Source organism: Azospirillum endophyticum (assembly GCF_016595245.1).
Taxonomy (GTDB): domain Bacteria; phylum Pseudomonadota; class Alphaproteobacteria; order Azospirillales; family Azospirillaceae; genus Azospirillum; species Azospirillum endophyticum.
Window position 1 is genome coordinate 254,734 of sequence record NZ_JAENHM010000025.1, and the last position, 26,834, is coordinate 281,567.

General features: G+C 68.3%; 16 protein-coding genes. 11 read left to right on the forward strand and 5 right to left on the reverse strand.

The genetic code is table 11. The features are described from left to right. Nucleotides 1-78: 78 nt before the first annotated feature. Both JHL17_RS08265 and JHL17_RS08270 read left to right on the forward strand, forming a co-directional pair. A complete protein-coding gene (locus JHL17_RS08265) occupies nucleotides 79-666 on the forward strand; it encodes a sigma-70 family RNA polymerase sigma factor (protein WP_247893389.1) in 588 nt (195 codons plus the stop codon). Then, nucleotides 663-1,328, forward strand: a complete 666-nt coding sequence (locus JHL17_RS08270) for a ChrR family anti-sigma-E factor (protein WP_200191921.1) — start codon at nucleotides 663-665, stop codon at nucleotides 1,326-1,328. The genes JHL17_RS08265 and JHL17_RS08270 overlap by 4 nt, the downstream gene beginning before the upstream one ends. Nucleotides 1,329-1,352: 24 nt before the next feature. Here JHL17_RS08270 and JHL17_RS08275 read toward each other — a convergent pair whose 3' ends face one another. Together JHL17_RS08275 and JHL17_RS08280 are read right to left on the reverse strand one after the other, a co-directional pair. Next, nucleotides 1,353-1,634: a GNAT family N-acetyltransferase gene (locus tag JHL17_RS08275; RefSeq protein ID WP_200191923.1), complete on the reverse strand. Its 282-nt coding sequence runs from the start codon at nucleotides 1,632-1,634 to the stop codon at nucleotides 1,353-1,355. A gap of 55 nt (nucleotides 1,635-1,689) precedes the next feature. Next, complete coding sequence (locus JHL17_RS08280; RefSeq protein WP_200191925.1) at nucleotides 1,690-2,475, reverse strand: SDR family oxidoreductase; 786 nt, start codon at nucleotides 2,473-2,475, stop codon at nucleotides 1,690-1,692. 199 nt (nucleotides 2,476-2,674) lie between these two features. Here JHL17_RS08280 and JHL17_RS08285 point away from each other — a divergent pair, with 199 nt between their 5' ends. From JHL17_RS08285 to JHL17_RS08300, 4 genes are all read left to right on the forward strand, one after another. Further along, nucleotides 2,675-4,798: a 3-hydroxyacyl-CoA dehydrogenase NAD-binding domain-containing protein gene (locus tag JHL17_RS08285; RefSeq protein ID WP_200191927.1), complete on the forward strand. Its 2,124-nt coding sequence runs from the start codon at nucleotides 2,675-2,677 to the stop codon at nucleotides 4,796-4,798. A gap of 171 nt (nucleotides 4,799-4,969) precedes the next feature. Continuing rightward, a complete protein-coding gene (locus JHL17_RS08290) occupies nucleotides 4,970-5,476 on the forward strand; it encodes a hypothetical protein (protein ID WP_200191929.1) in 507 nt (168 codons plus the stop codon). Between the two features lie 539 nt (nucleotides 5,477-6,015). After that, the gene (locus tag JHL17_RS08295) at nucleotides 6,016-6,996 is read left to right on the forward strand and encodes a TRAP transporter substrate-binding protein (protein WP_200191931.1); all 981 of its coding nucleotides are present in this window, start codon (nucleotides 6,016-6,018) and stop codon (nucleotides 6,994-6,996) included. 146 nt (nucleotides 6,997-7,142) lie between these two features. Next, nucleotides 7,143-9,152, forward strand: coding sequence for a methyl-accepting chemotaxis protein (locus JHL17_RS08300; RefSeq protein WP_200191933.1), 2,010 nt, complete (start codon nucleotides 7,143-7,145; stop codon nucleotides 9,150-9,152). A gap of 125 nt (nucleotides 9,153-9,277) precedes the next feature. On the opposite strand, the gene JHL17_RS08305 is transcribed toward JHL17_RS08300, so the two are convergent. From JHL17_RS08305 to menD, 3 genes are all read right to left on the reverse strand, one after another. Further along, nucleotides 9,278-9,604 carry a group II intron maturase-specific domain-containing protein gene (locus JHL17_RS08305; RefSeq protein ID WP_200191935.1) on the reverse strand — a complete coding sequence of 109 codons (327 nt, stop codon included), beginning with the start codon at nucleotides 9,602-9,604 and terminating at the stop codon, nucleotides 9,278-9,280. 165 nt (nucleotides 9,605-9,769) lie between these two features. Then, entirely contained in the window at nucleotides 9,770-10,348 is a 579-nt protein-coding gene (locus JHL17_RS08310) for a cupin domain-containing protein (RefSeq protein ID WP_247893390.1), read from the reverse strand. A 142-nt stretch (nucleotides 10,349-10,490) separates the two neighbouring features. Next, nucleotides 10,491-12,404 (reverse strand): 2-succinyl-5-enolpyruvyl-6-hydroxy-3-cyclohexene-1-carboxylic-acid synthase, encoded by a 1,914-nt coding sequence (gene menD, locus JHL17_RS08315; RefSeq protein WP_345773771.1) that lies wholly within the window; start codon nucleotides 12,402-12,404, stop codon nucleotides 10,491-10,493. Between the two features lie 602 nt (nucleotides 12,405-13,006). Here menD and JHL17_RS08320 point away from each other — a divergent pair. The 5 genes from JHL17_RS08320 to JHL17_RS08340 all read left to right on the forward strand — a co-directional run bounded on the left by JHL17_RS08320 (nucleotide 13,007) and on the right by JHL17_RS08340 (nucleotide 26,830). Beyond that, the gene (locus JHL17_RS08320; protein ID WP_200191937.1) at nucleotides 13,007-19,024 is read left to right on the forward strand and encodes a beta strand repeat-containing protein; all 6,018 of its coding nucleotides are present in this window, start codon (nucleotides 13,007-13,009) and stop codon (nucleotides 19,022-19,024) included. Between the two features lie 222 nt (nucleotides 19,025-19,246). Next, on the forward strand, nucleotides 19,247-20,584 hold the full coding sequence (locus tag JHL17_RS08325; RefSeq protein ID WP_345773772.1) for a TolC family protein: 1,338 nt from the start codon (nucleotides 19,247-19,249) through the stop codon (nucleotides 20,582-20,584). Continuing rightward, the gene (locus JHL17_RS08330; protein WP_200191939.1) at nucleotides 20,581-22,275 is read left to right on the forward strand and encodes an ATP-binding cassette domain-containing protein; all 1,695 of its coding nucleotides are present in this window, start codon (nucleotides 20,581-20,583) and stop codon (nucleotides 22,273-22,275) included. Before JHL17_RS08325 ends, JHL17_RS08330 begins: the two co-directional genes overlap by 4 nt. Beyond that, on the forward strand, nucleotides 22,272-23,660 hold the full coding sequence (locus tag JHL17_RS08335) for an HlyD family type I secretion periplasmic adaptor subunit (protein WP_200191941.1): 1,389 nt from the start codon (nucleotides 22,272-22,274) through the stop codon (nucleotides 23,658-23,660). Before JHL17_RS08330 ends, JHL17_RS08335 begins: the two co-directional genes overlap by 4 nt. An 80-nt stretch (nucleotides 23,661-23,740) precedes the next feature. After that, complete coding sequence (locus JHL17_RS08340; protein ID WP_200191943.1) at nucleotides 23,741-26,830, forward strand: ABC transporter substrate-binding protein; 3,090 nt, start codon at nucleotides 23,741-23,743, stop codon at nucleotides 26,828-26,830. Nucleotides 26,831-26,834: the final 4 nt, after the last annotated feature.

The window sequence follows — 26,834 nt, forward strand, 5'->3', positions numbered from 1 at the left end:
CGTTAAGGAGTTCCGGGTAAGCTGCCGGACGGTGGAATGCTGTCTGGTGGTTGCATGCCGTTTTCGCGCGAGCCGCCCTTGCCGAGGCCCTTGGAACAGGATCGATCGTCTGCGGACCCGGACGCCGACCCTTTCGAGGCGCTGGTCCATGCCGTCGCGCAGGATCGCGACCGCAACGCCTTTGCCGCGCTGTTCCGCCACTTCGCGCCGAAGATCCTAAACTATTGCCTGAAGCTCGGTGCAGACCGCGGCATGGCGGAAGAACTGGTCCAGGACGTGATGCTGGCGGTCTGGCTGAAGGCCGGCAGCTTCGATCCCGCCCAGGCGACCGTCGGCACCTGGGTGTTCACCATAGCGCGCAACCGGCGCATCGACCGCCTGCGCAAGGAGATGCGCCCGGCCCCCGACCCGGACGATCCGGCGATGACCCCGGCGTCGCTCGCCACACCGGAGGAAGCCGCCCAACTGGTCCAGAGCAGCCGCCAGCTTCAGGACGCGATCGGTTCTCTGGCGGCGAACCAATCCGAAGTGCTGCGCCGTTCGTATTTCCTTGAACAGACCCATGAGGAGATCGCCGAGGACACGGAGCTGCCCCTGGGGACCGTGAAGACCCGGCTGCGCCTCGCACTCGGCCATTTGAAACGCAGCATGAGGGACAAGGCGTGACGTTGCCGCTCCATCATCCGGACGACCGGCATCTGTTCGGCTATGCCAGCGGGCAGGAGCGGGCGGGCAAGTCGCTGCTGGTGGCGACCCATCTCGCCTATTGTCCGGACTGCCGCCGGCGCGTCGCCTCGTTCGAGGCCCTGTGCGGCAACTGGTTCGAGGAGCTGCCCTGCCCCGACCATGACGGGCTGGACGGGCTGCTCGACCGCATGGACGGCCTGCTGGCCGGCTCCCCGATGCCGGCGGAGGTCGCACGGCCCAGGCAGGCCGCCGCGACAGGCGAACGGCTGGTGCCGGAACCGCTGCGCGGCTGGCTGCCGGAAGCGATCGACACGCCGACCGATGATGGGCGGTGGCAGGAAATCTCCAAAGGCGTCTGGCTGTCGGGCTGGGAGCGCACCCTGTCCGGCACGACGATCCGCCTGCTCCGCATGGCGTCGGATGCCCCGGTCCCGGCGCATCGCCATACCGCCGATGAGCTGCTGCTGGTGCTGCGCGGTGCGTTCAGCGACGAGTATGGCAGCTACTCGGTCGGGGACGTCGCCCATTATGTCGCCGCGACCGACCACCATGCCCGGGGCGCCAGCGAGGAAGACTGCATCTGCCTCTTCCTGCTGGACGGAGATCTGATCTTTCTCGACGAGGACGGCAATTCGCTCTGACCGGCCCGCATCACCCGCTCCGCTCTAAACGACGAGGTCCTGGTATTCGGGGTGACGCTTGATGTAGCTCGCGATGAAGCTGCAGAGCGGCAGCACCTTCAGGCCCTTGGCGCGGATATCGTCCAGCGCGCCCTTCGCCAGCGCCGACCCCACCCCCTGGCCCGCCATGCTGTCCGGCACCTCGGTGTGGGTGAGGGCGATCTTCCCGTCGCGCATGTCATAGGCCACCAGCGCCGTGGCATCGGCAACCGTCAGCTCGTAACGGTTGAGGGCTTCGTTGTTCCGAACCTGTTCTTGCAAGCTCATGGTCTTCTTCGCCTTCAGTGTTCGTTACGGCTGCACGCCGCAGGATTGCGGCGTGTCAGCCGACCATCAAGGATTCCGCGCCGTCGATCCAGACCGGCGTACCGGTGATATGCTTGGCCCGGTCGGATGCCAGGAACAACGCAAGCTCCGCCACGTCGAAACTGTCGCCCGACTTGCCGTCGGTCAGGGGCACCTTGCCCTTCGGATACTCGATCGGGACCTTCACCGATTCAAGGTTCCGCGATTGGGTGTTGTCGGGAATCTGCGTTTCGATGATGCCGGGGCAGATGGCGTTGACCCGGATGCGTTGCGGCGCCAGTTCCAGCGCCAGCATCTTCACCATGGCGAGCTGCGCCGCCTTGGTGCAGGAATAGGCGGTGGCTCCGGTGTTGCTGAACACCCGGGTGCCGTTGATCGAGGCCGTGACGATCACCGATCCGCCGCCGACCTTCTTCAGATGCGGAACCGAATGATGCAGCGTCAGGTAGGTGCCGCGCAGGTTGGTGGTGATGGTGCGGTCCCATTCCTCCGGCTTCAGGTCGTCGATGGGCGCCCAGACGCCGTTGATACCGGCATTGGCGAAGACGATGTCGAGCCGCCCGAACTCCCCCACCAAACGCTCGACGGCTTGGCGCATCGCCGCATCGTCGCCGACGTCGGCCGTCAGGGCCAGCGCCTTTCCACCGGCAGCCCCGATCTCGTCGGCCGTCTTCGCGATCTCGTCCGCGGTGTGGCTGAGCACGCCGACGCTGGCGCCGGCCTGGGCGAAGCGCAGGGCGGACGCCTTGCCGATGCCCGATCCCGCGCCGGTGACCAGAGCGACTTTCCCCGTCAAATCCATGACCCCAACTCCACCTTTGACCTCAGACGCGAGTGCCAACCTTCGCCCGCACCGATCGGTTCCCTATCCCATGCCCGCGCCTTTGTAAATTTCGATAGACAGAATTATATTCCACGAATTCGATCCGGCTTGTTCGTCTGATAGAATGATCGGCCGTGGGCCTCACGTGCCCGAAACACTGGCCATCCGGAGAGTGCCGATGCCGTCGCCGGCCCAGACCGACGCTGTTCCGCCCGGTCCCGTCCGCTATGCCCGTGAAGGGCGTATCGGCGTCATCACCGTCGATCACCCGCCGGTCAACGCGATCGGCCATGGCGTGCGCAGCGGATTGGTGACGGCGCTCGAAACCGGGCTGGCCGACGGCGGCGCGGATGCCCTGCTGCTGGTCTGCGCCGGACGCACCTTCCTGGCCGGTGCCGACATCCGGGAATTCGGCAAGCCGTTCCCGCCGCCGACCTTGCCGGACGTGGTGGCGTGCTTCGACGCCGCGACCAAGCCGGTGATCGCCGCCATCCACGGCACGGCGCTGGGCGGCGGGCTGGAGGTGGCGCTGGCCTGTCATGTCCGGGTTGCGCTGCGGTCGGCCAAGCTCGGCCTGCCGGAGGTGAAGCTGGGCCTGCTGCCGGGGGCCGGCGGGACGCAGCGGCTGCCGCGGCTGATCGGTCCGGCCAAGGCGCTGGACCTGATGCTGGCCGGCGATCCCGTCGGCGCGGAGGAGGCGCTGGCGCTCGGCCTCGTCGATGCGGTGGAGGATGACGCCTCTCCGCTGGAGGCCGGCCTGCGCGCCGCCGGACGGCTGCTGGACGGAGGCCGGGTCCCGCAGCCGGTCAGCGCCCGGATCGACCGCATCGCCGGAAGCGATCCCGCCCTGTTCGCGGCGAGGCGGGCCGACCTTGCCAAGCGCCAGCCGCACCTATTCTCCCCTCATCGCATCGTCGACGCGGTGGAAGCCGCCGCCACCCTGGCCTTCGCCGACGGCACGGCGCGCGAGCGGGACCTGTTCCTCGCCTGCCTGGAATCGCCGCAGCGCGCCGGCCTGATCCATGCCTTCTTCGCGGAACGCCAGGTGGCGAAGGTTCCCGGCCTGCCGCCCGGTACGCCGACGCGCGACATCCGCAGGGTGGGCGTGGTCGGTGCCGGCACCATGGGCAGCGGCATCGCCATGAGCTTCGCCAATTCCGGCATTCCGGCAGTTCTGGTGGACAGCACGCAGGAGGGGCTCGACCGCGGACTTGCCGCCATCCGCCGCAATTACGAATCCAGCGTCCGCAAAGGCCGCTTGAGCGCGACGCAGATGGAGGAGCGGATGGCGTCGATCCATCCCACCCTGTCCTATGCCGACCTCGCCGATGCCGATCTGGTGGTGGAGGCGGCCTTCGAGAGCATGGAGATCAAGCAGACCGTTTTCCGGAGGCTGGACGGGATCTGCAAGCCGGGCGCGATCCTCGCCACCAACACCTCGACGCTGGATGTCGACGCCATCGCCGCGGCGACCGGCCGTCCGCAGGACGTGCTGGGCATGCATTTCTTCAGCCCGGCCAACGTCATGCGCCTGCTGGAGGTGGTGCGCGGGGCGAAGACCTCCGACAGCGTACTGGCGACGGCGATGGCGCTGGCGCGCCGCATCGGCAAGGTGGGCGTGGCGGTCGGCGTCTGCGACGGCTTCGTCGGCAACCGCATCCTGCACCAGCGCGGCCTGGAGGCGATGGCCCTGGTCGAAGAGGGAGCCAGCCCCGAGCAGGTCGACCGCGTGCTGACCGGGTTCGGCTTCCCGCTCGGCCATTTCTCGATGACCGACCTCGCCGGGATCGATGTCGGCTGGCGCATCCGCGAAGAGCGGCGCAAGGCCGGCGATCCGGAGGCGCAGGCGACCGACTGGCTCGACATCCTGGCGGAGCGCGGCCGCCACGGGCAGAAGACCTTGGCCGGGGTCTACCGCTACGAACCGGGCAGCCGCAGCCCCATCGCCGATCCGGCGGTGGCGGCGGTGATCGAGGAGGACCGCCGGCGCCGCGGCATCATGCCGCGCCCGGTCAGCAACGAGGAAATTCGCGACCGCTGCCTCTATGTGATGGTGAACGAGGCGGCCAAGATCCTGGAGGAAGGCATCGCCGCCCGCGCGGTCGACATCGACGCCATCTGGCTGCACGGCTACGGCTTTCCATCCTGGCGCGGCGGCCTGCTGTTCTGGGCCGATCGGGAAGGGCTGGGCAGAATCGCCGCGGCAGTGCAGCGTTACCACCGCGACATCGGCGGCCCGCGTTGGAGCCCGTCCGCTTTGCTTTTGCAATGCGTCGCGGAAAAACGGCCCATCGCATGCTGAATCCGGAATGCGGATTACAAACCGGAAACTAGTTTCCGTTACGGATTGTTAGGATTCTTCCCTATACTCTGGGTGCAGGGACGCTCCGCCGCAGCCGACCGGCCCCCCAGCCGGCAGGACCGGAGGAACGGACCTGCATGAAGAACCGGGCTTTCATCGAAGGGGAAGAGCATGAAGGACATCACCGTCGCAGCCACCGACTGGGGTTTCCACGCCGTCGCCTGCAGCGGCCTTCGTGACGCTCCCCCCTCCGCTTGGCTCGGGACTTTGCGCAACGCGCTGTCCGGTCCGGGTACCGGCCGTCGCCTGTTCCTGGATCTGCGGGAAATCGGCAATTCCCCCCTGCCGCCTTCCCACCTCGGAGCATTGGCATCGGTCATTGCCCAGGCCGGGATCAGCGCGGTTCTGGTGCCGGACCTCCGGATCGGTCATGCGCTGTGCGATGCGGTTCGTCGCAACGGCCCGGCCGGGGAAGCGGCAACAGGCCTGCGCGTGCTGTCCGCGGACGGACGCGACCGCGTCGCCATCGCTGCCGCCTACCAGTGGTTGCTGAACGGGCGGGAGCCTGCGGACGCCTTGCTGGTATCCGATGGTCGTCCGTCAGTCCTGCACTTCCCCGTCACCGCCGCCGTTCCGGTCTCCTCCTCCATCGGAACCGGGTTGCGGCGCGCGTCGTAACCGCCCACTTCCATCAGTCGCCATCGTCTCCACTGCCTCGTCGCCCCGGCCGGATCCCCCTCCGGCCGGGGCTTTCTATTATGTCCGCCGGCTTCCCGATCAGTCTGCACGAGATCGGATCGCGCAAGATCGGAAGCGATTGGAAGCGCGTTTCCGATCCTCGATCAAGGGCTGGCGGCTCCATGCGTTTCATATCGAACGCACGGCGCTGCAGGTCCCTCCGCCCCATCCGCGGATGATCCGGAACCGAAGGGTCGGCGTGCAAACCCGCCGGCTTGCCCGAACCTCCCCGGTTCGGAATCCTGCAACATCCCCTTGGAGCGCGAATATCCTGCGATCGCATAACGACAGGATTGCGCCATCGCCACGTCCACACCCCTATTAAATATTGTTTAACAATCCGGGAAAGCGTCCTGCTGACATCCGACATATAATTTTTGACTATCCTTAATATATTTTCTACCATTGGACGCATATCATAAGGCAATGCCCGCACTATGATCAGTATATCGGATTATAACGCGCATGGAGGTTTGGCTATGAGGGCGTTTTGGGGTGCAGCGTTGTGCGTGACCATGCTGATGGCGGCTGGAAGCGCCCTGGCCCAGGAAAAGCTTCGGCTGGGACACGTCCTCGCAAAGGGCTCCCAGTTCAGTGAAGCCGTGCGTGTGATGAACGAGGAACTGCAGCGTCGCACCAACGGCCGTTACGTGATCGAAGAGCATCCGGCCAGCGTGCTCGGCTCCGGCCCCGCCATGCTCGACGGCGTGAAGCTCGGCACCATCGACATGGTGATGTCGTCGGCCGGCGGCGCGCTGTCCAAGTTCAACCCGAAGGTGGGCATTCTCGACATCGCCCTGCTGTTCCGCGACGAGGCGCATGCCGACGCCGTACTGGACGGTCCCATCGGCTCGTCGCTGCTCGACACCTTCAAGGACCAGGGGGTCGTCGGGCTGGCCTGGGGTGAGAACGGCTTCCGCCAGCTCACCAACTCGCTGCGGCCGATCAAGACCCCGGCGGACCTCAAGGGGATGAAGATCCGCATCGCCGAGAGCGAGCTCTACAAGCAGGCCTTCGAGACCCTGGGCGCCCAGCCCTTCACCCTGGCCTTCGCCCAGCTCTACCCGGCGTTGAAGAGCGGCCAGGCCGAGGCGGAGGAAAACCCGGTCACGACGATCGTCTCCTCCAAGCTCCAGGAGGTGCAGAGCCACATCACCCTCAGCTACCACACCTATGCGCCGGCGGCGATCCTGATCAACAAGGAGCTGTTCGACGAACTCCCGCCGGACGTCAAGACCGCTTTCGTCGAGGCGGCCAAGGCCGGCGGCAAGGCGTCCCGCACCTTCGTCCGCACCGGCGACAAGGAAGGGATGAAGGCGCTCCAGGCCTCTGGCATCACCATCACCCCGACCGCCCAGTTCGACCGCGCCGCGTTCGAGCAGGCGCTGCAGCCCTTCTACGCGGAAATGGCGAAACAGTTCACCGCCGAGAAGATCCAGGAAATCAAGACCTACAAGTAAGCGTTCCCACCCCCCTTCGGCCGCGATGCCGGCCGAAGGGGGCCTCCTGAAATTCCCGGTTGCGCAGAGGCCGATTGCCGCATCGGACAGCGATGCAGGCAGTCCGCCGGACCGCATCCCCGCAGACACTCAAGTCAGGTGGCGGCATGTATCACTTCGCCTCGCGCATCAAGATTTCCCAGAAGATTCTGGTCGGCTTCATGGCCACCATCGCCCTGATCGTCTTCCTGGGGATTCAGTTCGTCCAGAACGTCGGCGCCATCCGCCACGAATTGGAACTTGTCATCGGGGCCGGCCAGGATGCGATGAGCACCGCGCGGCTGGTCGAGCTGAGCGAGCGGATGGACCGTACCGTCCTGACCTACATCGCCTCCCAGTCCGAAGTCGACCTCGGCACCGCGCGGAAGGAGGTCGACGCGTTCGGCCGCGCGGTGGCGGAGACTGCCAGCGGGGTCGGCTCCGCCGAGCAGGGCGGCATGGATGCCCTGCGCAAGGCGACCGGCGACTACCGCGCCGCGTTCGACGCGGTGGTCGGCGCGGTCGGCCGCCGGCGCGACGGGGTCGGCCAGGCCTTCCTGGTCAGCGCGCAGCTCAACACCACGGTGACCGCCGTGGTCGACGGCGCGCTCGGCGGCGGCGAGCCGCCGGCGCTCCAGGCGGCGCTGCGCCTCCAGCAGGCCCTGCAATCCACCCGCTCGTCGGCCGCCCGCTACTTCTCGACTTTCGATCCCAACGACGCCGGCTCCGCCCAGAGCGAGATGACACGGCTGAACGAAGCCTTGCAGGAGGCCAAGACCGCGATCGCCAACAAGCGCCTGCAACGCTTCCTCGCCTCGCTGGATCCGCAGATCGCCACCTTCGCCAAGGGACTGGACAACGCGGTCGCCGGCAGCCAGGCGCTGGTCGAGACGCAGGAGCGCATCCGCGGCATCCTGGCCGAACTGGAGAAAGGCGTGCACACGATCGTCGACACTTTCTCCCGGTCGCAGTCCCAGACCCAGGAGCGGGCGATCGCCGCGCTGGACTCCAGTTGGCGCCAAGCCGTCGTCACCCCGGTCGTGGCGGTGGTCGGCGGCATTCTCTTCGCGCTGCTGATCGCCACCTCGATCGTCCGCCCCATCCGCAGCATGACCGCCGCGATGAGCGCGCTCGCCAACGGCGATACCGGCATCGAGATCCCGGCCACCGGGAACCGCGACGAGGTCGGCGACATGGCGCGGGCGGTCCAGATCTTCAAGGAGAATGCCCTGCGCATGGAGCGCATGCGCAGCGCCCAGGAAGAGGAACGCCTGCGCAACGAGCAGGAGAAGCAGGAAACCATGAACCGTCTGGCGGTCGCCTTCGAGGAGACGGTGATGGGCGTGGTCCAGAGCGTTATCCACGAATCGGGACTGGTGCAGACCAACGCCAAGCTGGTGTCCGACGTGGCCGAACAGACGGTGGAGCTGGCGACCCAGGGCGCTTCGGCGACCGAAGAGGCCAGCATCAACGTCCGCATGGTCTCGGACGCGGTGGAACAACTCTCGCGTTCGGTGGCGGCGATCAGCTCCCAGGCGTCGGAATCGACGGAGATCGCCCGCGGCGCGGTGCAGGAGGCACGGTCGACCAACACCGTTGTCGGTGCCCTGGCCGAGGCCGCCGGCAGGATCGGCGACGTCGTCCACATGATCGAAAACATCGCCAAGCAGACGAACCTGCTGGCGTTGAACGCCACCATCGAGGCGGCGCGGGCTGGGGAGTTCGGCAAGGGCTTCGCCGTCGTGGCCAGCGAGGTCAAGGCGCTCGCCAACCAGACCACGGTTGCCACCGGCGAGATCGGCGTCCAGATCAACGCGATCCAGTCCAGCACGATGGACGCGGTGAATGCGATCCGGCGCATCGGCGAGACCATCGGCCGCATGGACAGCATCGCCACCACCATCTCGGGCGCCGTGCAGCGCCAGTTCGAGGCGACCACGGAGATCAGCGACAATCTGCGTCAGGCAGCGCTCGGCACCACGGAAGTCGCCAGCACCATCACCCATGTGCTGCAGAAGGCGACCGATGCCGGAGCTTCGGCCGAACAGATGCTGACCAGTTCCGACACCTTCACCCACCAGACCGAGATGCTCCGCTCCGAAGTCAATTCCTTCACCGATCGCATCCGGACCGCATGACGCATCCGGCCGACCCGGCCGGGAAGGCGGGACAGGAATCGGCATAGGGGGCGACCTGGGAAGGTCGCACCCCTGCCACACCACCCGGCATGCGGGTCCGCACCGGGCGGTTCGAGGGATTGAGGTCATGCGAGCCTGGGCATTCCGAGTTGGTCTGCCCATTTGATCGTGAGGACGGCATTGAGGAGCTTGCCGCTGTTGCGCCACCAGCGCCGGCTGTTCGCCGCGACCTGTTGGGCGACGGCGGGCTTGGCCCCTCTGGCCGTCAGTTCCCGGAAGATGGTCTTCCCCCGCTTCCACTGCTTGAGCTGGATGGCCCGCAGCCGGTGGCGCATCCATTCATCCAGCCTTCGCCAGACCCCTGGGGTTTGCGCCAGTCGGAAGTAGGCTTTCCAGCCCAGCAGGAAGTCTTGTCCATCGGCCCACAGTTGCGATCCACGCTTCCTTCCCACGGTCGGTCACCCTTCCGCAGTTGCGCTTCTCTTCGTTCGCCGTGACCAGCTTACGGAGGGACTTCCACCCTCAAGAACGCGCCCATGCTGGGCGCACCATGAAAATGGGCCGCGGGTCTATCCCGCGGCCCATTGGTGTTTCCGGTTCGTCGCCGGAGAGCGGCGTCAGTTCGAAGGCTTGATCGACAGAGGCGCGCCGACCTCGCCGACATAGACGGCGAGCAGCCGGACCGGCTCCAGCCCCTGGTTGATGCCTTCGTGCCAGTCGGTTCGTTCGACGAAGGCGTCGCCCGGCTTGTAGGTCTTCGTCTCGCCGGTGGCGCTCTGGATCGTCAGCACACCGTTCAGGATGTAGGTGACCAGCGGGACCGGATGGCTGTGTACGCCCGTCCTGGCGCCGACGGGGATCTCGGTGGTGCGCACCAGGATCTGCGGCGCCCCCTTGGGATAGGCGATCGGCTTGCCGTCGGAATGCAGCGGGGTTTCGAGCAAGACGACCGACCGCGGCGCCTGACTGGCGGTTTCGCCCGCAATCGGGTGGAGATCGGCGGTCGGCTGATGGACGGCAGCCTCCTTCTGGGCCGGCTGGGCCAGGGCAACGGCAGGGGCGATCACCGGAAGCCCGAGTCCGCCGGCGGCAAGCAAGCCGGTCGCGATCGCCGTGCGGCGCAGCCGCGCGGTTCGGGCAGCGGCTCCGGCTGTCGGACGCGGGGAGTGAGGGGCGGGAAGCAAGGACATTGTCATGACCGTCTCCGTTTCGGATGGTACCGTGGGCGGGACAGGGGCGGCATCCGGACAAGGCCCGCCGCTCCTCACCCGTCATTCCGGAAGGGGTTGCAAAGCCGGCATCGAGCAAGCGGGAGTTCGGCGTCCCGCCGGTGGCCGGTCAGTCCTGAAGACCCGGGTCGAACTCGACGAGCGAGCGGTCGCCGTCGGTGATCTGCGGGGTGGCGAAGGTGATCGACATGCCGTCCGCCCCGCGCAACCGCAAGATGGCGTTGATGCCGTCGGCGGCTCCCCAGAACAGCTTGTGCTGACGCACGCTCTCCGCCCGGTCGACGACGGCTTCGATCAGTTGCGGACCGGGGGCCGCCATCGCCGCGGCCAGGGCGTCGATGAAGCCGGGCAGGTCGCCGACACGGTGATGCGCCCAACCGGCGGCCCGGGCCGCGAGCCCGATGTCGATGGTGGGCGGCGAAACGAAATCGAGATATTCCGGTGCCTTGGCCGTCGCCAGATAGTCGAAGATCGCGCCGCCGCCGTTGTTGAGCACCACCAGCACGATGTTGCCGGGGCCGGCGAGCGACAGGCTGCCGACATCATGCTGGAAGGCCATGTCACCGACCACGGCCAGCGTCTTGACCGACGGCTGGGCGGCGGCAACCCCGATCAGCGTGCCGATCGACCCGTCGATGCCGTTCACGCCGCGATTGGCGAACATCCGCAACCGGCGGGCGGTCCGTCCGGAGAAGCTGTCGGCGTCGCGGACCGCCATCGAATTGCCGCAGAAGAAAACGGCGCCTTCCGGTGTCGCCTGGACGAGCCGGCGCAGGATCGGCGCCTCCCACAGCGTCTTGTCGAAGGCGGTGTGGGACAGGCCGTCGATGAAGCCGTCGCAGGCCATGAAGGATTTCGTCCAACGGTCGGGCGCCGGCTCCAGCCGGCCGGTTGCCGTCAGTGCCCGGCACAGCATCTCGGGGCTGGCGCGGACCAGCCGCGTCAACCGCAGGATCGGATCCTGCCATTTGGTCGTCGGGTCGACGCCGATATAGTCGGTGCAGTTGCAGCCCTGCAGGTAGGTCAGCACCGGTTTGGAGATCGGCGGTCCGCCGAAATTCAGGACCCAGTCCGGCCGGTGGGCTTCGGTGAAGCGGTCCGCGCGCAGAAAGGAATCCGCCCGCGCGATCACCGCGACATCCGCCGGCGCGCCGAAGCGCAGGTTGCTGAAGGGATCGGCGATGATCGGACTGCCCAGCCGCCGCGACAGGTCGTACACCGCCTCCGGAAAGCCGGGCTCGTCGGCATTCTCGCTGGCCCCGCACAGGATCAGGCCGGGACGGCCGGACAGTCTTGCGGCGATGTCCGCGACCACGGCATCCGGCACGGCCAGCAGCGGGTTGGTGATGACCGGCGGCGGCGGGACCGGCCGCTTCCTCCGTCCGGAGGCGATCAGCGGATCGCGGAAGGGCTGGTTGACATGCACGGGGCCCGGGGTCGGCCACAGGCATTGCTCGTAGATGCGGGAGGCCAGCGGCGACAGCGTATCGATGCTGGCATCCGGCAACGGAAGATTGTGCGCGGCCCTGACATGCTGGCCGAAGGCCCGGATCTGATCGATCGCCTGGGCGGAGCTGCGGTCCTGGTTCTCGGGCGCCCGGTCGGCGGTGATGATGACCAGCGGCACCATGCCGTTGCTGGCCTCCATCACGCAGGGATAGAACTCCGCCACGGCCGAGCCGGAGGTGCAGATCAGGATGGTCGGCCGCCGGGTGACGCTGGACAGGCCCAGGGCGAAGAAGCCGGCCGACCGTTCGTCGATCACCACCGTCACCGACAGGCCGGGGTTGGCGCGGCAGGCCAGCGCCAGCGGCGCCATCTGGGCGCCCGGGCACATCACCGCATGGGTGCAACCCGCCGCCACCAGGGAATCGATCAGGAAGGCGGCCCAGGCGAAATTCAGTTCGGCATCACCGGAGACGATCCCGCGGAAGGTGGTGTTGTCGACTTGTGCCCGATGCGATTCGTCGCCAAGCGCCACCCGGCCCTCCTCATCCACAGTCTGATCAATTTTCGCGAACACAATCCTCTCCGCGCAACCATATACGGGAAAAATATTCTTTCACGCCGCCATTTTGATTGTTTTTGCCGATATACGCAACTCATTTGCGGGTAATTCCGCAGCTGTGTTGGCCAAACGGGAAATCGATAAAATATTCACTATCTAAAAATCATTATTTCCGCCGATCCCGCAATTGGGATTTGCAATCAAATAACGGGAGATTGTATCTTTTATTTTCAACCTTTCCGTTCTTTCCCGCCACTCAGGCTTTCATGCCTCTGAGGCAACCGAGCGGCTGGACCGGCTCGAAATCGGCATCGACTCCATGGCTGCATCCGATCACCAAACGACGCTGCGACCCCGGGCAAACACCCCCGCCATCGGTCGCATCCGGCTTATTGCCGTGCGATAGCACGGAACACAAATAGATTCTCTAATCATGGTTGCATGAAAACAATGTACGAAGCGGATTGCGGAAATCGGCATTCCCGTCCGAAGTAAGTTTTCCCCACAAATCGTTCAGGATTCGTCCAAAGAAGCGCCGGCGTTCAGATTTTATTCAGCAAATCGCTGTCTTAATTGAGGTTGCTACAAGCAACTTCCGCGTCGGCGAAAGGGCCGTGATGACAGACCCCCTCCAGGCCGCCACCACGTCCGTCCCGCCCCTGACCATTCCCGACTCGCTTGCATCGGAGGCGGCGGCCGTGCTGCTGAGCGGCGACGCCGGCGCGCTGAAGGCGGTCCAGGTGAAGATGGCGGCGGCCTTGAGCGGACAAGGCCTGCCGGGAACCGCGGCCAGCGCGCTCGCGGATGGGTGGATGCATGATTTCGCGCAGGGGCTCGGCGCGCAAGCCACGCCGGACAGCGCGATCCTCCAGGCCAATCAGATCGCCGCCGGCGCCGCCGCGCGCATGGCCCAGGCGACGCAGGAAGCCGCTTCCCTGACCGGCGAGCAGCGCGTGGCGACCGCGCTGGCTCAAGGACAGACGGTGGACGCACAGTCGCTGACCGCCAAGGGCGCCGCGTCCGATCTGTCCGCCGCCCTGTTCAATGGGGTGATGGATCCGCTCGCCCGCCCGTCGGGAACGGCGGACCCCATCACCGCCTTGTCGCAGGCCTTGACCGCGCCGGCGCAGCCTGCCGCCGCCATGGCGCCGTCCCCGCTCTCCCCGGCGGACCAGCTGACCGCCGCGCTCGCCTCCGGCGTCGGGGTTCAGGACGCCGTCAAGGCGCTCGGATCCGATCCTGGCGGCCGTTTTGCCGATTCGCTGGAACGGGCGCTGTCCGGCGGCGCCGAGTCCACCGCCGCCGTGACGGCGGCCAGGGAATTGAGCGCCAACAGCGAGGTCCTGACGCATTCCGCCACGGTCGGGCAATCCGAAGGCGACCGCATGCTCACCGCCCTGGCGTCGGGCGGTGCGGAGGCGCAGGGCGCCGCGGGCGGCCCCGCCTTCGCAAGCGTCTTGAACGACGCACTGGCCCGGGGAGGCTCGGCCGACGCGGCGCTCAGCGCATCGACCAAAGCGCAGGCTGACATGCAGGCCAGCCAGGACACCGCCGCCGTGCCGGCGAAGCCGACCGACGCGCTGGTGGCGTCGCTCGCGTCCGGCCGTAACGTGGCCGAGACCGTCAAGTCCTTCGCCACGGCCGCCGGCATCGATGCGAACGCATCCGGCGGCTTCGGCCAGGCCCTGGGAGGCGCCCTGTCGGCGGGCCACGAATTGGCCGGCGCATTGGGCACGGCACAACAGGATGTCGCCACCGTTTCCGCGCTGTCGGCGGAAACGATGAAGGGGGTGAAGGGCGACCCGCTCGTCGCGGCGCTCGCCAGCGGACAGAACGTCGAACAGGCCGTCCAGTCCCTCGGCGGAAGCGGCGCCGCATTCAGCGCGGCACTGGGACAGGCCTTGGCGGAAGGGCGCTCCGCCGGGCAGGCCCTGGCAGCCGCCCGGCAAGCCGCCGACACCGTCCAGCAGAACGCGCAGGCCAGCTCGGTGCCGGTTTCCGCACAGGACAAGGCCATGGCCGACCTCGCCAACCCGGACAAGGCGGCCTCGTCGAAGGAGTCCGGGAAGGAAGCCGGCGAAACCGGTGACGGCAAGAAGGCCGCCGAGACCACCGCCGCGCACAGCGACAGCGCCGACGGCAAGAACACCGAACAGGTGGCGGAAGCCCAGGCGAAGGACGGCAAGGACGAGGGCCAGGCGAAGGACGCGAAACAGGACGGCAAGGACGACGCCAAAGGTGACGGCAAGGGCGATGGCAAGGAAAATGCGGGCGACAAGGCTGCATCCGATGCGCCGGCCGACGGGACGCCCGCGACACACGACGCCTCGTCTCCCCCCGCGGCGACGAAGCAGTCGGCGATGAGCGAGCCCGCGCTCAAGACCATCAGCTTCGATCAGTCCGGCGTGGCGGACAAGAGCGCCGCAAGCGACACGTCTTCCCACGCCACGACCTCCTCGGATGCCAAGCCGGCGGTTTCGGCCCCGTCGGTGACCAAGGCATTGTCCAGCGACGCATTCGCCGTTGCCGCACAAAGCCAGCAGCGCGCCGTACAGGCGGCGGTCCGCAGCCTCGAAAATGCCTCATCCGATGCCGGAAGCACCAATTCGCCCGGCACGAATTCGCCCGGTACCAACTCCCCCGGCAGCACGCCGGCGCTTCCCTCGAGCCCGAGCACTCCGGCCGAACATCACATGGCCGCGCCGACGCTGTCGTCGTCCTTCGATGCGGCTGCCTTGGCGAAAGCCCTGGCGATGGCCGAGGGAACGACCGCCCCTGCCGGCTTCACCGTCTTCCACCTGATCGAGGCGATGTTCCGCCCCGGCGAAACCGGCGGCAGCGTGGTCGGCGTCGCCGTCGTGGCGAACCAAGGCTCGCCGCTCGGCGTCTGGCAATACAGCGCCGACGGAAGCAACTGGCTGGCGGTGGGATCGGTGGCCGATGCGGCGGCGCTCGTGCTGCCCGGCAATGCCCTGCTGCGCTTCCTGCCTGCGGCCGGGGCGTCCGGACAGGCCCCCTCCCTGGTGCTGAGGGCGGTCGGCGACGAATGGACCGGCGGTTTCAGCGGCGCCGAGCACCGCTTGTTCACGCTAACCGACACCGGAGGCACGACGCCGCTGTCGTCGGACCTCGCGCAGCTGTCCCTGGACATCACGCCCGTCAACAGCGCTCCGGTGGCGACGGCCGTCCAGGCCACCCTGGCCGCCGTGGCGGAGGACAGCAGCAGTCCGGCCGGTGCCAGCGTGTCGTCGCTGTTCGGCGGCCTGTTCTCCGATCCGGGCGATGCGGTGTTCGGCGCGGCAGGCGACAGCTTCGCCGGCGTGGCCGTGGTCGCCAATCCCGGCAACGCCGCCCAAGGGCAATGGCAGTATTGGAGCGGCTCCGCCTGGGTCGCGGTCGGGGCGGCATCGGACGGCAATGCGCTGCTGCTCGCCGCCGACACGATGCTGCGCTTCCTCCCCGTCGCCAACTGGAACGGGCAGCCCCCCAGCCTGATGGTGCGTCTGGTCGACAGCTCCCAAGGCGCGGTCGTCAGCGGCAGCCACGTCGACCTGACGAGCCTCGGCGTCGGCGGCACGACCCCCTACAGCGTGTCCGCCATTCAGCTCGACAGCCGGGTGACCGCGGTCAACGACGCGCCGGTCGTCACCGGAACGACGGCGACATTGCCGGGGCTCGCGGAGGACGCCGCCAACCCAGCCGGCGCCACCATCTCCACCCTGTTCGGCGGCCTGTTCTCGGACCCGGCCGACGCGGTGGCGGGCGGATCGGCGGCGAACGCCTTCGCCGGGATACTGGTGGTCGGCAATGCCGCCACCGCGGCCCAGGGAACGTGGCAGTACTGGACCGGCTCCGCCTGGTCGAATGTCGGTGCGGCGAGCGACGGCAACGGTTTGCTGCTGTCCGCCGGCACCGCCCTGCGGTTCCTGCCCGCTGCCGATTGGAACGGGACGACGCCGGGCCTGACCGTCAGGCTGGTCGATGATTCCCTGGGCACCATCGCCAGCGGCGACCGGGTGACCGCGACCGCGGGCGGCGGTACCAGCCGCTACAGTGACGGCACCGTCACGCTCTCCGGTGCCGTCGGTGCCGTCAACGACGCACCGGTCGCGACCGGTTCGGCCGCGACCCTGCCCTCCATCGCGGAGGACACGACGAATCCGGCCGGGGCGACCGTCACCAGCCTGTTCGACGGCCTGTTCTCCGACGCAGCCGATGCCGTCACCGGCGGATCGGCAGCCAACGGCTTCGCCGGGATCGCCGTCGTCGGCAACGCGGCGACCACCGCGCAGGGCGCCTGGGAATATTGGACCGGCACCGCATGGGCGGCCGTGGGGTCCGTGTCGGACGGCTCCGCCCTGGTGATCGCCGCCGCCGACCGCCTGCGCTTCGTCCCGGCGTCCGACTGGAACGGCACCACCCCGGCATTGACCGTCCGTCTGATCGAGAACGGCGGCGGCACGATCGCCACCGGCAACCACGTCGACCTGACGCACGGCGTCGGCGGCAGCACCATCTACAGCGCCGAAACCATCGCGCTGACCGGAAGCGTCACACCGGTCAACGACGCGCCGGAGGTCACCGCCGGAACCGCGTCGCTGTCGACGGTTAAGGGCGTGGCCGTCGCGGTCACCGGCCTGTCGGTGTCGGACATCGACGCCGGTTCGGAGCCGATGCTGGTCACCCTGACCGCCGGACATGGGACGCTGACCCTGGCGGATGGCGGAACGGATGCCGTCATCACCGGCAACGGAACGGACAGCGTCACCATCCGCGCGACGCTCGCCACCATCAACAGCCTGCTGGGCGCCTCCAACGGGCTCCTCTACACCGCGACCTCCTACACCGGCGCCGACACCATCCATGTCCTGGTCGACGACCAAGGCAATGGCGGGGCGGGCGGACCGCTGACCGCCAGCACCTCGATCGGCGTCACGGTGGCACCGCCGAACGCGTCCCCGGTCCTGATCGACACCGACCTCTCGCTCTCCGTCGCCGCGGAAGCCCTCGCCGCCCCCACCGCGGGAAGCGCCGGGATCGCCGTGTCGACGCTGGTCGGCCTCAACGGCACGGGCCAGGCGAACGTCACCGACGGCGATACCGGCGCCGTGACCGGCATCGCCCTGGTCGGCACCAACGAAAACTATGGGCACTGGTGGTTTTCGACCGACGGCGGGACGAGTTGGAGCCTGGTCGGAACGGTCAACGACAGCGATTCCGCCCTGCTGCTGCGCTCGATCGACCGGCTCTACTTCCAGCCCAACGCCTCGGTGCCCGGCACCGTCAGCGGCGCCCTGACCATCCATGCCTGGGACCAGACCAGCGGCACCGCCGGCACCAAGGTGGCGATGGACACCGGTGCCGGCAGCGCCTTCTCCACCGCGACCGACAGCGTGACGCTGCACCCCAGCGTGCTGATCCCGAACGGCTCCTTCGACCATGGGCTGACCGGCTGGAGCTACACCGGCGGTGCAACCGTCGGGTCGACCGGCGACGGCCATGAGGGAACCCTCACCTCGGCAAGCGGCCAGACACCGACACAGTTGGAGGATTTCCTCGGCCTGGCCCACGGGTCCATCGCCACCGCGACCGGAACGGTTCCGTCAGCCGGCCATGCGATGAAACTCGGCACGACCGTGACGGTGACGCAGGACACGACGCTGACCTTCGACTGGTCCTTCACCTTCACCGACAGCGGCTCCTATCACGACTTCTCCTTCGTCAGCGTCAACGGCGTGGTGACGCTGCTGGCGAAGGATGCGAGCGCCAGCGGCAGCTTCAGCGTGGTGGTTTCGGCCAACAGCACCCTGTCGCTGGGCTTCGGAACCTCCGACACCGGCGACAACAGCGTCAATCCGATCCTGCACGTCGACAACATCAAGCTGACCACCGTCGCCAGCGACCCCATCGTGCTGGACATGACCGGCAACGGGCTGGCCCTGCGTCCGCTGTCCGACGGCATCCATTTCGACGTGACCGGCGACGGCGTCGCCGACGCCACCGGTTGGATCGGCTCCGGCAACGCCCTGCTGGTGCAGGACAGCAACGGCAACGGACGGATCGACGACGCGCGGGAACTGGTATCGGAACGCTTCGGCACCGGCTTCAACAGCAGCCTGGATGCGTTGGCATCCCTGGATCGCAACCATGACGGCCACCTGGACGCGACCGACGAGGGCTTCGCGACGCTGAAGGTCTGGCAGGACGCCAACGGCGACGGCATCAGCCAGGCCGAGGAGTTGCGCGGCCTCTCCGAAGCGGGCATCCGATCCATCGCCACCACCTCGACGGCAAGCGACGCCAGTCTGGCCGGCAACCGGATCCTGGGCACCACCAGCATGACGATGGCTGACGGCAGCACCCACATGGCGGCCGGCGTCGCCTTCGACGTCAAGGCCGCGTCCGCGGCGCAGGTCCAGGTCCAGCCGCAGGCGGTACCCTCCGGCGATACGTCTCCGGGCACCAACTTCGCGGCCCTTCTGGCATCGGGTCTCGGCCTCCCCAACGAAGCTGGAGTTGCGCCGCAGCCGCCTTTCTCCCCCCTGTCGGATTGGGCTCCCGAGGCCCACGCCTTTGATCAACATCATCCGCAGAATACTGACGCCCAAGGCGGGCATCATATAAACAACGCCTAATGCGAATGACGCATTTAGAGGATTTGTTAGGAATTTGAACACTCTTTTGTCTTAAATCCACATGAGGGCTGTCGGCTATAGTCGTTCTTGCCGCAAGCCGCAAAGCTTCCGCCGACGGCGTTTTCCAGGACCCTCATGCACAAGTTTTTTCACCTTGCTGCGGCCCTGCTTCCGCTTCTTGCCGGGGGCGCGCAATCTTCGTTCGCGTCTGCTCGGGACGACGTGGTCTCCCTGATCGGCAAGGCGACGGAAACGCATGACCGACTGAAGGGGGCTGAAGCGGCGGCCGAGTCCGCCCGCAACGCCCTGCGGATCAGCCATGGCGGCTGGTACCCGACGCTCAGCCTGTCGGCCAATGGCGGGCGCGAGACGACCAACAAGCCGGCCGGCCTTCCCGACACCGACCTGAACGCCAAGCAGTTGTCGGTGCGGGCGACGCAGCTCATCTGGGATTTCGACGCGACCAACGCCGACATCCGCCGGTCGCAGGTGTCGGTGGTTCGTGCCGACATCGCCGTGGAGCGCACCCGCCAGGAGCTTCTGGTGGAGGGGTTGAGCGCCTACGCCACCCTCGTCCGCGCCCATCGTCTGCTCATCTTCTCCCGCCAGTCGGAAGACAACATCCGCCGCCAGACCGGCCTGGAGGAGGTCCGCCTTCAGGAAGGCTACGGCTTCTCCACCGACGTGCTTCAGGCCAAGAGCCAGCTTGCCGGCGCCCAGGCACGGCGCGTCGCGGCGGAAGAGGCGATGCAGACCGCGCTCAGCCGCTTCCAGGCCTATTTCGGCCATGTGCCCTTCCGGCTGGACGGCGCGGAAATCCTGGCGATGACCAAGGCCGCCCTGCCGGTGTCGATGGACGCGGCGGTGGAGGAAGCCCGCCGCCACAACCCCCGCCTCCAGGAGCTGGCCCTGACCACCGCGGCGGCCCAGGAAGCGGTGGCGTCGGTGCGCGGCCGCACCCTCTACCCGCGGATCGAGGGCTATGTCGAGCGCAACATGAAGCGCGACGTCGCCGGCCAGCCCGGACGGCAGGACGAGCTGCTGTTCAAGCTGCAGGTCACCTTCTCCTTGAACACCGGCCTGACCGCGATCAACAGCGTCCGCCTCGCCGAGGCCGACCTGCGGGCTGCCGATGCCACCTGGGCCGATCAGGAGCGCACCGTGCTGGAGACCGTCCGCAACAGCTGGAACCGGCTGGAGAGCGCCCGCGCCCAGGTGAGGCTGCTGAACGACCAGGCGAGCCTGGCCGCCGGCTTCCTCGACGTGGCGCGGGCCGAGCGCGAGCTGGGATCCCGCTCCCTCATCGACATCCTGTCGGGCGAGACGACGCTGATCAACGCCCGCAGCGACGCCGCCGCCGCCGAGACCGAGCTGGTCCTGGCCGGATACCGCCTGCTGGCCGCCATGGGCCGGCTCAGCGCCGCCGACATCCAGACCAAGCCGATGCCGAAGCTGGCGGCGATGGGACGCGGCCTCTTCGAAGGACCGGGCAAGCAGGAACCGGCGGCTCCTGCCAACAAGGATACGAAGCGCAAGCGCGGAACGGGAGAACGTCAATGAGCGGCGGCGCCATCGGATTGCTGCTCCTGCGGCTGCGTTCCAACCTGCGGCTGACGACCCGCGTCTTCGCCGCATCCTTCGCGGCGAACCTGCTCGGCCTCGCCTCCTCCTTCTACACCATGCTGGTGCTGAACCGGTACGTGACGCACGGCGTCGATTCCACGCTGGTGGCGCTGACCGTCGGTGTCGTGCTGTCCATCGCCTTCGAGCATCTGTTCCGCCATGTCCGGCTCGGCATCGCCGGCCGCATCGGCCGCGCCGAACACGAAAGGCTGGCGACCGGCGCCTTCGGCATCCTGCTGACCGCGCGCAGCGGCGCCGGCTCGGCGGAGGGCGACGCCGCCCGGCGCGAGGCGATGCGGGCACCCGACCAGATCGACGCCGCCTTGGGCTCCGCCAATCTGGCGACGCTGTTCGATCTGCCCTTCGCCCTGGGCTTCATCGTCGTCGTCGCGCTGGTCTCCTGGCCGCTGGCGGCGATCTGCGTCCTGTTCACCCTGCTGTCGATCGCCGCCGGCCTGCTGGCCCAGGCGGACATGCGGGCCGTCGGCCGCGATCTGGCCCAGGCCGGCGCCGACGCGCAGGGCTTGGTCACCTCCGCCATCGTCGGACGCGATGCGGCCGCCCTGTTCGGCGGTGCCAAGCCGCTGCTGGGCGATTGGCAGCGGGCGGCGAAGGCATTGCGGACGATGCGCGAGCGCATGTCGATGCGCCAGGGGCGCGCCCAGTCGATGGCGCAGAGCCTGCAAGCCCTGCAGGGCGTCGCGGTCATCGCCACCGGTGCGGTGCTGGTGGTCCGCGGCGAGCTGGACGTCGGCTCGCTGATCGGCGTCAACCTGCTGGTCGGCCGGGCGCTGGCCCCCTTCACCCGGCTGGCCCAGATCGGCGAATCGCTGGCGATGGCACGGCAGGCGCAACTCCGGCTGGAGCAGTTCGCCCGCACCTCGGTGGAACCGCCGGGCGGCACCAGCCTGCCCCGCTATGGCGGGACGCTGGAACTGCGCGACCTGACCTACACGCCGGCGGGGGCGGTCACCCCGCTGCTTCGCCGCCTGTCCCTGTCGGTCCCCGCCGGCAACATCGTGGTGCTGAAGGGCCGGAACGGGTCGGGCAAGTCGACTCTGATCCGCCTGATCGCCGGGCTGGCCGATCCACAGGAGGGAGCCGTGCTCGCCGACGGCGTCGACATCCGCAAATTCGCTCCGGTCTGGTGGCGCCAACAGATCGGCCTCCTGCCGCAGGAACCCGTCTTCCTCAACCGGACCATCCGCGAGAACCTGCTGCTCGCCAACCCGCGTTTGTCGGAGACGGAGCTGCAGGCCGTCCTGCACCGCGCCGGTGCCGACCGCGCGGTGGCCGACTGCGCCCAGGGGCTCGACACGCCGCTGCGCAACTTCGGCCAGGAACTGCCGGTCGGACACCGTCGCCGGCTGGCGCTCGCCCGGGCGCTGGCGGTCGGCGGGCGGCTGATCCTGCTCGACGAGCCGACCGACGGGCTGGATGCCGAAGGCACCGCCGTCGTCTACCGCACGCTGATCGAGCTGGCGCGCGGCGGCCACACCGTGGTCATCGCCTCGCACGATCCGCGCATCCTCCAGGGCGCGTCCCTGGTCCTCGACCTCGATCAGCCGCAGGACATGGTGCAGGATCTGGCGATGAACCGTGACCCGGCCGGAATGGTGGCCTCATGAAGCCGTTCCCCCTCCTGACCAAGAAGCCGGCCGCCGGTCCGGCCCGGCCCCTGGGTGCCGTGCTGGCCCCGGCCCTTCCCCTCGCGACCGCCGACGTCGCGATCGCCGGCAGGGACCGCGAGACCGACGGCCGTTTCGGCGACGGCCTGTTCGCCGTCGGCATCGCCGCCTTCCTGGCCGCGGTGGGCTGGGCGTCCGTCGCCGAGCTGAACGTCTCCAGCAGCGCTCCCGGCGACGTGGTGCCGCTCTCCTACAACCAGTCGGTCCAGCATTTCGAAGGCGGCATCATCCGCGACATCCTGGTGCAGGAAGGCGATTCGGTGAAGGCCGGCCAGATTCTGGTCGAACTGGACCAGACCAAGACCCGCGCCGACCTGGAAGAGCTGCGCCTGCGCCTCGGTTCGCTCTCCGCCGACATCGCCCGGCTGGAAGCCGAGGTCGCGCGCCGCGACGGCATCGACTTTCCCGAGCGCCTGATCCGCGAGCGGCCGGATCTGGTGGCGCAGAGCCGCGACCTGTTCCGCGCCCGGCGCGACCGGCTGGCCTCCGACCTCGACATCCAGCGCCAGGACATCGTGCAGCGCGAGCAGCAGTCGGCCGCGGTCCGGGCGCGCATCGCCGGTTCCCAGGTGGCGCAGGGGCTGATCCGCGAACAGCTCTCCATCAGCGAAAGCCTGTTGAAGCGCGAGATCACCAACCGGATGAAGCATCTGGAGCTGCTGCGCGACGATGCCCGCATCACCGGCTCGATCGCCGAGGACCGCGCCACCCTGGCCCAGGCCGAAGCGGCCTTGGCCGAAGCCCGCAGCAAGCTGGTCTGGATCGGGCGCAAATACGAGGAAGAGGGCCGCAACGCGCTGGACGAGGCGCGGCGCAACCACAACGAACTGTCGCAGCGGCTGACCCGCTACCAGGACAGCCTCGACCGGTCCAGCATGCGGGCGCCGATGGACGGGATCGTCAAGACGCTGGCTGTCTCGACCAAGGGCGCCGTCGTCAAGGCCGGCGAGACCGTGGTCGAGCTGGTGCCGCGCGACGGCAAGCTGGTGGTCGACGCCCGCCTGCCGGTGCAGGACATCGGCTATGTCCGCGCCGACCAGCCGGTGGTGGTGACGCTGGCCGGCAGCGACGCCTCGCGCTTCGGCCACATCGAAGGCCGGGTGCGGACGATCAGCCCCGACACGCTGCTCGATGCCAACAAGCAGTCCTACTACAAGGTCCGCGTCGAGCTGCCGGTGACCCGCTTCGATTACGGCGGCAAGACCTATGAACTGTTCCCCGGCGTCCGGGTGACCTGCAGCATCCTGACCGGGCGCCGCACGATCCTCGACTATGTCTTCTCACCGGTCCTCAACGGCCTCCAGCACGCGATGCAGGAGCGCTGAGGATGGTCCGACCGACGAACGGATCACTCCCTCTCCCCCCCGGGGAGAGGGGATACTTATCCTCTCCCGAGGTTCACCCGATGCTGAGCTCGCTCCAGCCCCGTTCCCGGCCGCCGCTGCGCTGGTCGCACATGACCAAGAAGGCGCGCTTCGCCCTGATCCTGGCCGCGGCGATGCTGGTCACCGTCCTGGTGTCCCTGGTGGTGCGCGCCGGCTTCCTCGGCGAGCGCGGCGGGGAGCCGCTGGCGCTGGCCGTGGTCGGGCCGCTGAGCGGGCCGGACGCGGCGCTGGGGCTGGCGCTGCGCAAGGGCGCCGCCCTGCGGGCCGACACCATCAACGCGGCGGGCGGCATCGGCGGACGGCCGGTGGAGGTCAGGCCCTTCGACGACGAGGGCGACAAGGGCAAGTCGCTGGAAATCGCCCGGCGCATCGCCAACGATCCCGCCATCGTCGCGGTGATCGGCCATACCCCGGACGCCACGGACAGCGCCACCGCCATCTACGCCCAGAAGAAAATCCCGCTGATCGCCCCGCGCCCGTTGGTCCGCCCGGCGGATGCCGCGCCCAGCCCCTGGCTGTTCAACATCGGCTTCGACCGCACGCACGAGACCCGTTTCCTCGCCAACTACGTCCGCAACGTGGTGGGCGAACCGACGGTCGCCATCATCCGCGAGGACAGCGAGCAGGCGGCCTCGCTGGCCGGCCAGTTCGACTCCATCCTCCAGCGCTTCGGCACCAAGCTGGTCAGCCAGTGGACCTACGCGCCCGGACGCGGCGGGGCCGACGCGCTGCCGTCGCTCGCCCAGGCGGTGAAGGAGAAGATGCCGACCGGCGCCATCGTCGTCATCGGTTCGGCGGTGGACAGCGCCCGGGTGGTGGTGGCATTGCGCGATGCCGGCGTGCGCAACCTGATCGCCGGCAGCTCGGACATGGCGACCGCCGCCTTCCGCACCGAGATCGTCGCCCAGACCCAGGCCAATCCCAAGGCCCTGACGCCGGAAGCCTACGGCCATGGCCTGCTGGTCTCCTCGCCGGTGCTGTTCGACACGGCGAACGAGCGGGCGCAGCGCTTCTACGGGCAGTATGTCAAGCGCTTCAACGCGGTGCCCGACTGGGCGGCGGCGCTCGGGGCCGACGGCGTCGACCTGGTCGCCGGCGCCATCGCCGCCGGGCATCACGGCGCCGGCAAGCCCGACGGCGACGCGCTTCGCCTCGCCATCGCCGGCCATGACCGCGCCGAGAACGCCTTCCAGGCCAATGCCGGCACCTGGACCTTCGATGCCCGCGGGCAGGCGACGCTGCCGGTGATGATGGCGACCTACAACGGCCTCAACCCGGTGGCGGCGCTGACCCAGCTGCAGCCGATCCGCGAGGCCGGCGTCTCCAACTTTCTGGAGGAGGTGCAGCGCGGACGGGCGCTCTACGTGAACGACCGCTTCATGTACAAGACGGACGTCATCTATACCGGCATCCAGCTGCACGAGATCCGCGATCTCAACCCCGACACCAACGAAGCGACGCTGAACCTGACCATCTGGTTCCGCTACCGCGGCGGCTTCAACCCGGCCGACGTCGTCTTCACCAACGCGGTCAAGCCGGTGGAGCTCGGCAAGCCCTACCGGGAAGAGCGCGGCGACGTCACCACCTACGTCGCCTACAAGATCGACGGGCGCTTCTCGCTGAACTTCTCCGACCAGCGGCCGCCCTACGGCAGCCATTCCGTCGGCGTCAGCTTCCGCCACCGGACGCAGAACCGGAACACCGTGATGTTCGTCACCGACGTGCTCGGCATGTCGCTGGTGAACACCAACGACTTCGTGGAAAAGCTGAAGGCGATGGCGGCGGCGGAGACCGCGTCGGCCGCCGATCTCAGCCTCGCCGACCGCTTCCGCCGCGCGCTGGAAGGGGAAAGCGAAAGCTCCACCCTGCTCGACCAGCTCCGTGCCAGGCGGGTGCTCGCCTCGTCGCCCGGCTGGCGGCTGGCGCGCGCCTGGATTTCCCAGGACGTCACCAGCGTCAGCAGCGAGGGCGACCCCAACTATGTCGGCTTCGGCCGGCCGCAGCCGGACTTCTCCCGCGTCGATTTCGGCGTGGTGGCAGCGCCGGACGCCCCGGCGGCGCGCGACTTCATCCATCGCGACTTCTTCGTCTACATCGCCATCTTCAGCGCCGTGCTGGCGGTCTTCGCCGCCTTCATGGACCGGCGCGACCGCGGGCAGTTCTGGCGCATCCAGACCCTGTTCATGCGCATCCTGTCCTGGCCGCTCCTGCTGATGTCGGCCGGCAACATCGTGCTGGACCAGGCGGTGGCGACGCTGCCGGCCAGCGGCATCGCCATGGTGGTGAACGGAATCAACGTCCTGTGGTGGATCGTCCCGGCCATCCTGGTCGACCGCACGATGGAGCGCTTCGTCTGGACCCCGCTGGAGATCCGCACCCAGCGCCGGATTCCCGCCATTGTCCGCCGCTTCTCCACCCTGATCGTCTTCGGCTTCGCCGGCTGCGGCATCATCGCCTTCGTGCTGAAGCAGCCGATCACCAGCCTGCTGGCGGCGTCCGGCCTCGTCGGCATGGTCGTCGGCCTCGCCATCCAGGCGAACATCGCCAACGTCTTCTCCGGCATCGTCCTCAACATCGAACGCCCCTTCCAGATCGGCGACAGCATCCAGATCACCGACATCGTCCGCGGCGTCGTGGTCGACATGACGTGGCGGACGGTGCGGGTGCGCAACGTCGCTGGCTTCATCGTCGCCATGCCCAATGCCAAGGTGTCGGAAGCGACGGTCGTCAATTTCAGCTCGGTCGAGCGCGTTTCGATGAAGCTGGAATACTTCGCCGATGCCGGCCACGACCCGGGCCGGATGGGCGGCCTGCTGACCGGCGCCCTGCGCGCGACCGACCGGGTGATGCCCAGCGCCACCGGCGGACTGCCCTTCGTCCGCTACGACGGCTTCCGCGCCGTCAACGGCCGGTGGCTGTGCAAGTACAACCTGTTCTTCTGGGTCAAGGACCACGACGCCAGCTTCGCCGTGCCGGAACTGGTCTGGCGGTCCGTCTACCGGACGCTTGCCGATGCCGGCATCGACCCGACCCCGCCCGACCTGACGGAGGCCGGCGCCGCCGTAGCCGTGGCCACCGCCACCGGGCCACAGACGCCCGTCCCGGCCTGAGCAG

Coding starts and splice junctions, on each gene's coding strand:
- JHL17_RS08275 (WP_200191923.1), bottom strand. CDS start 1,634: ATGAGCTTGCAAGAACAGGTTCGGAACAACGAAGCCCTCAACCGTTAC.
- JHL17_RS08280 (WP_200191925.1), bottom strand. CDS start 2,475: ATGGATTTGACGGGGAAAGTCGCTCTGGTCACCGGCGCGGGATCGGGC.
- JHL17_RS08285 (WP_200191927.1), top strand. CDS start 2,675: ATGCCGTCGCCGGCCCAGACCGACGCTGTTCCGCCCGGTCCCGTCCGC.
- JHL17_RS08290 (WP_200191929.1), top strand. CDS start 4,970: ATGAAGGACATCACCGTCGCAGCCACCGACTGGGGTTTCCACGCCGTC.
- JHL17_RS08295 (WP_200191931.1), top strand. CDS start 6,016: ATGAGGGCGTTTTGGGGTGCAGCGTTGTGCGTGACCATGCTGATGGCG.
- JHL17_RS08300 (WP_200191933.1), top strand. CDS start 7,143: ATGTATCACTTCGCCTCGCGCATCAAGATTTCCCAGAAGATTCTGGTC.
- JHL17_RS08310 (WP_247893390.1), bottom strand. CDS start 10,348: ATGACAATGTCCTTGCTTCCCGCCCCTCACTCCCCGCGTCCGACAGCC.
- JHL17_RS08320 (WP_200191937.1), top strand. CDS start 13,007: ATGACAGACCCCCTCCAGGCCGCCACCACGTCCGTCCCGCCCCTGACC.
- JHL17_RS08330 (WP_200191939.1), top strand. CDS start 20,581: ATGAGCGGCGGCGCCATCGGATTGCTGCTCCTGCGGCTGCGTTCCAAC.
- JHL17_RS08335 (WP_200191941.1), top strand. CDS start 22,272: ATGAAGCCGTTCCCCCTCCTGACCAAGAAGCCGGCCGCCGGTCCGGCC.
- JHL17_RS08340 (WP_200191943.1), top strand. CDS start 23,741: ATGCTGAGCTCGCTCCAGCCCCGTTCCCGGCCGCCGCTGCGCTGGTCG.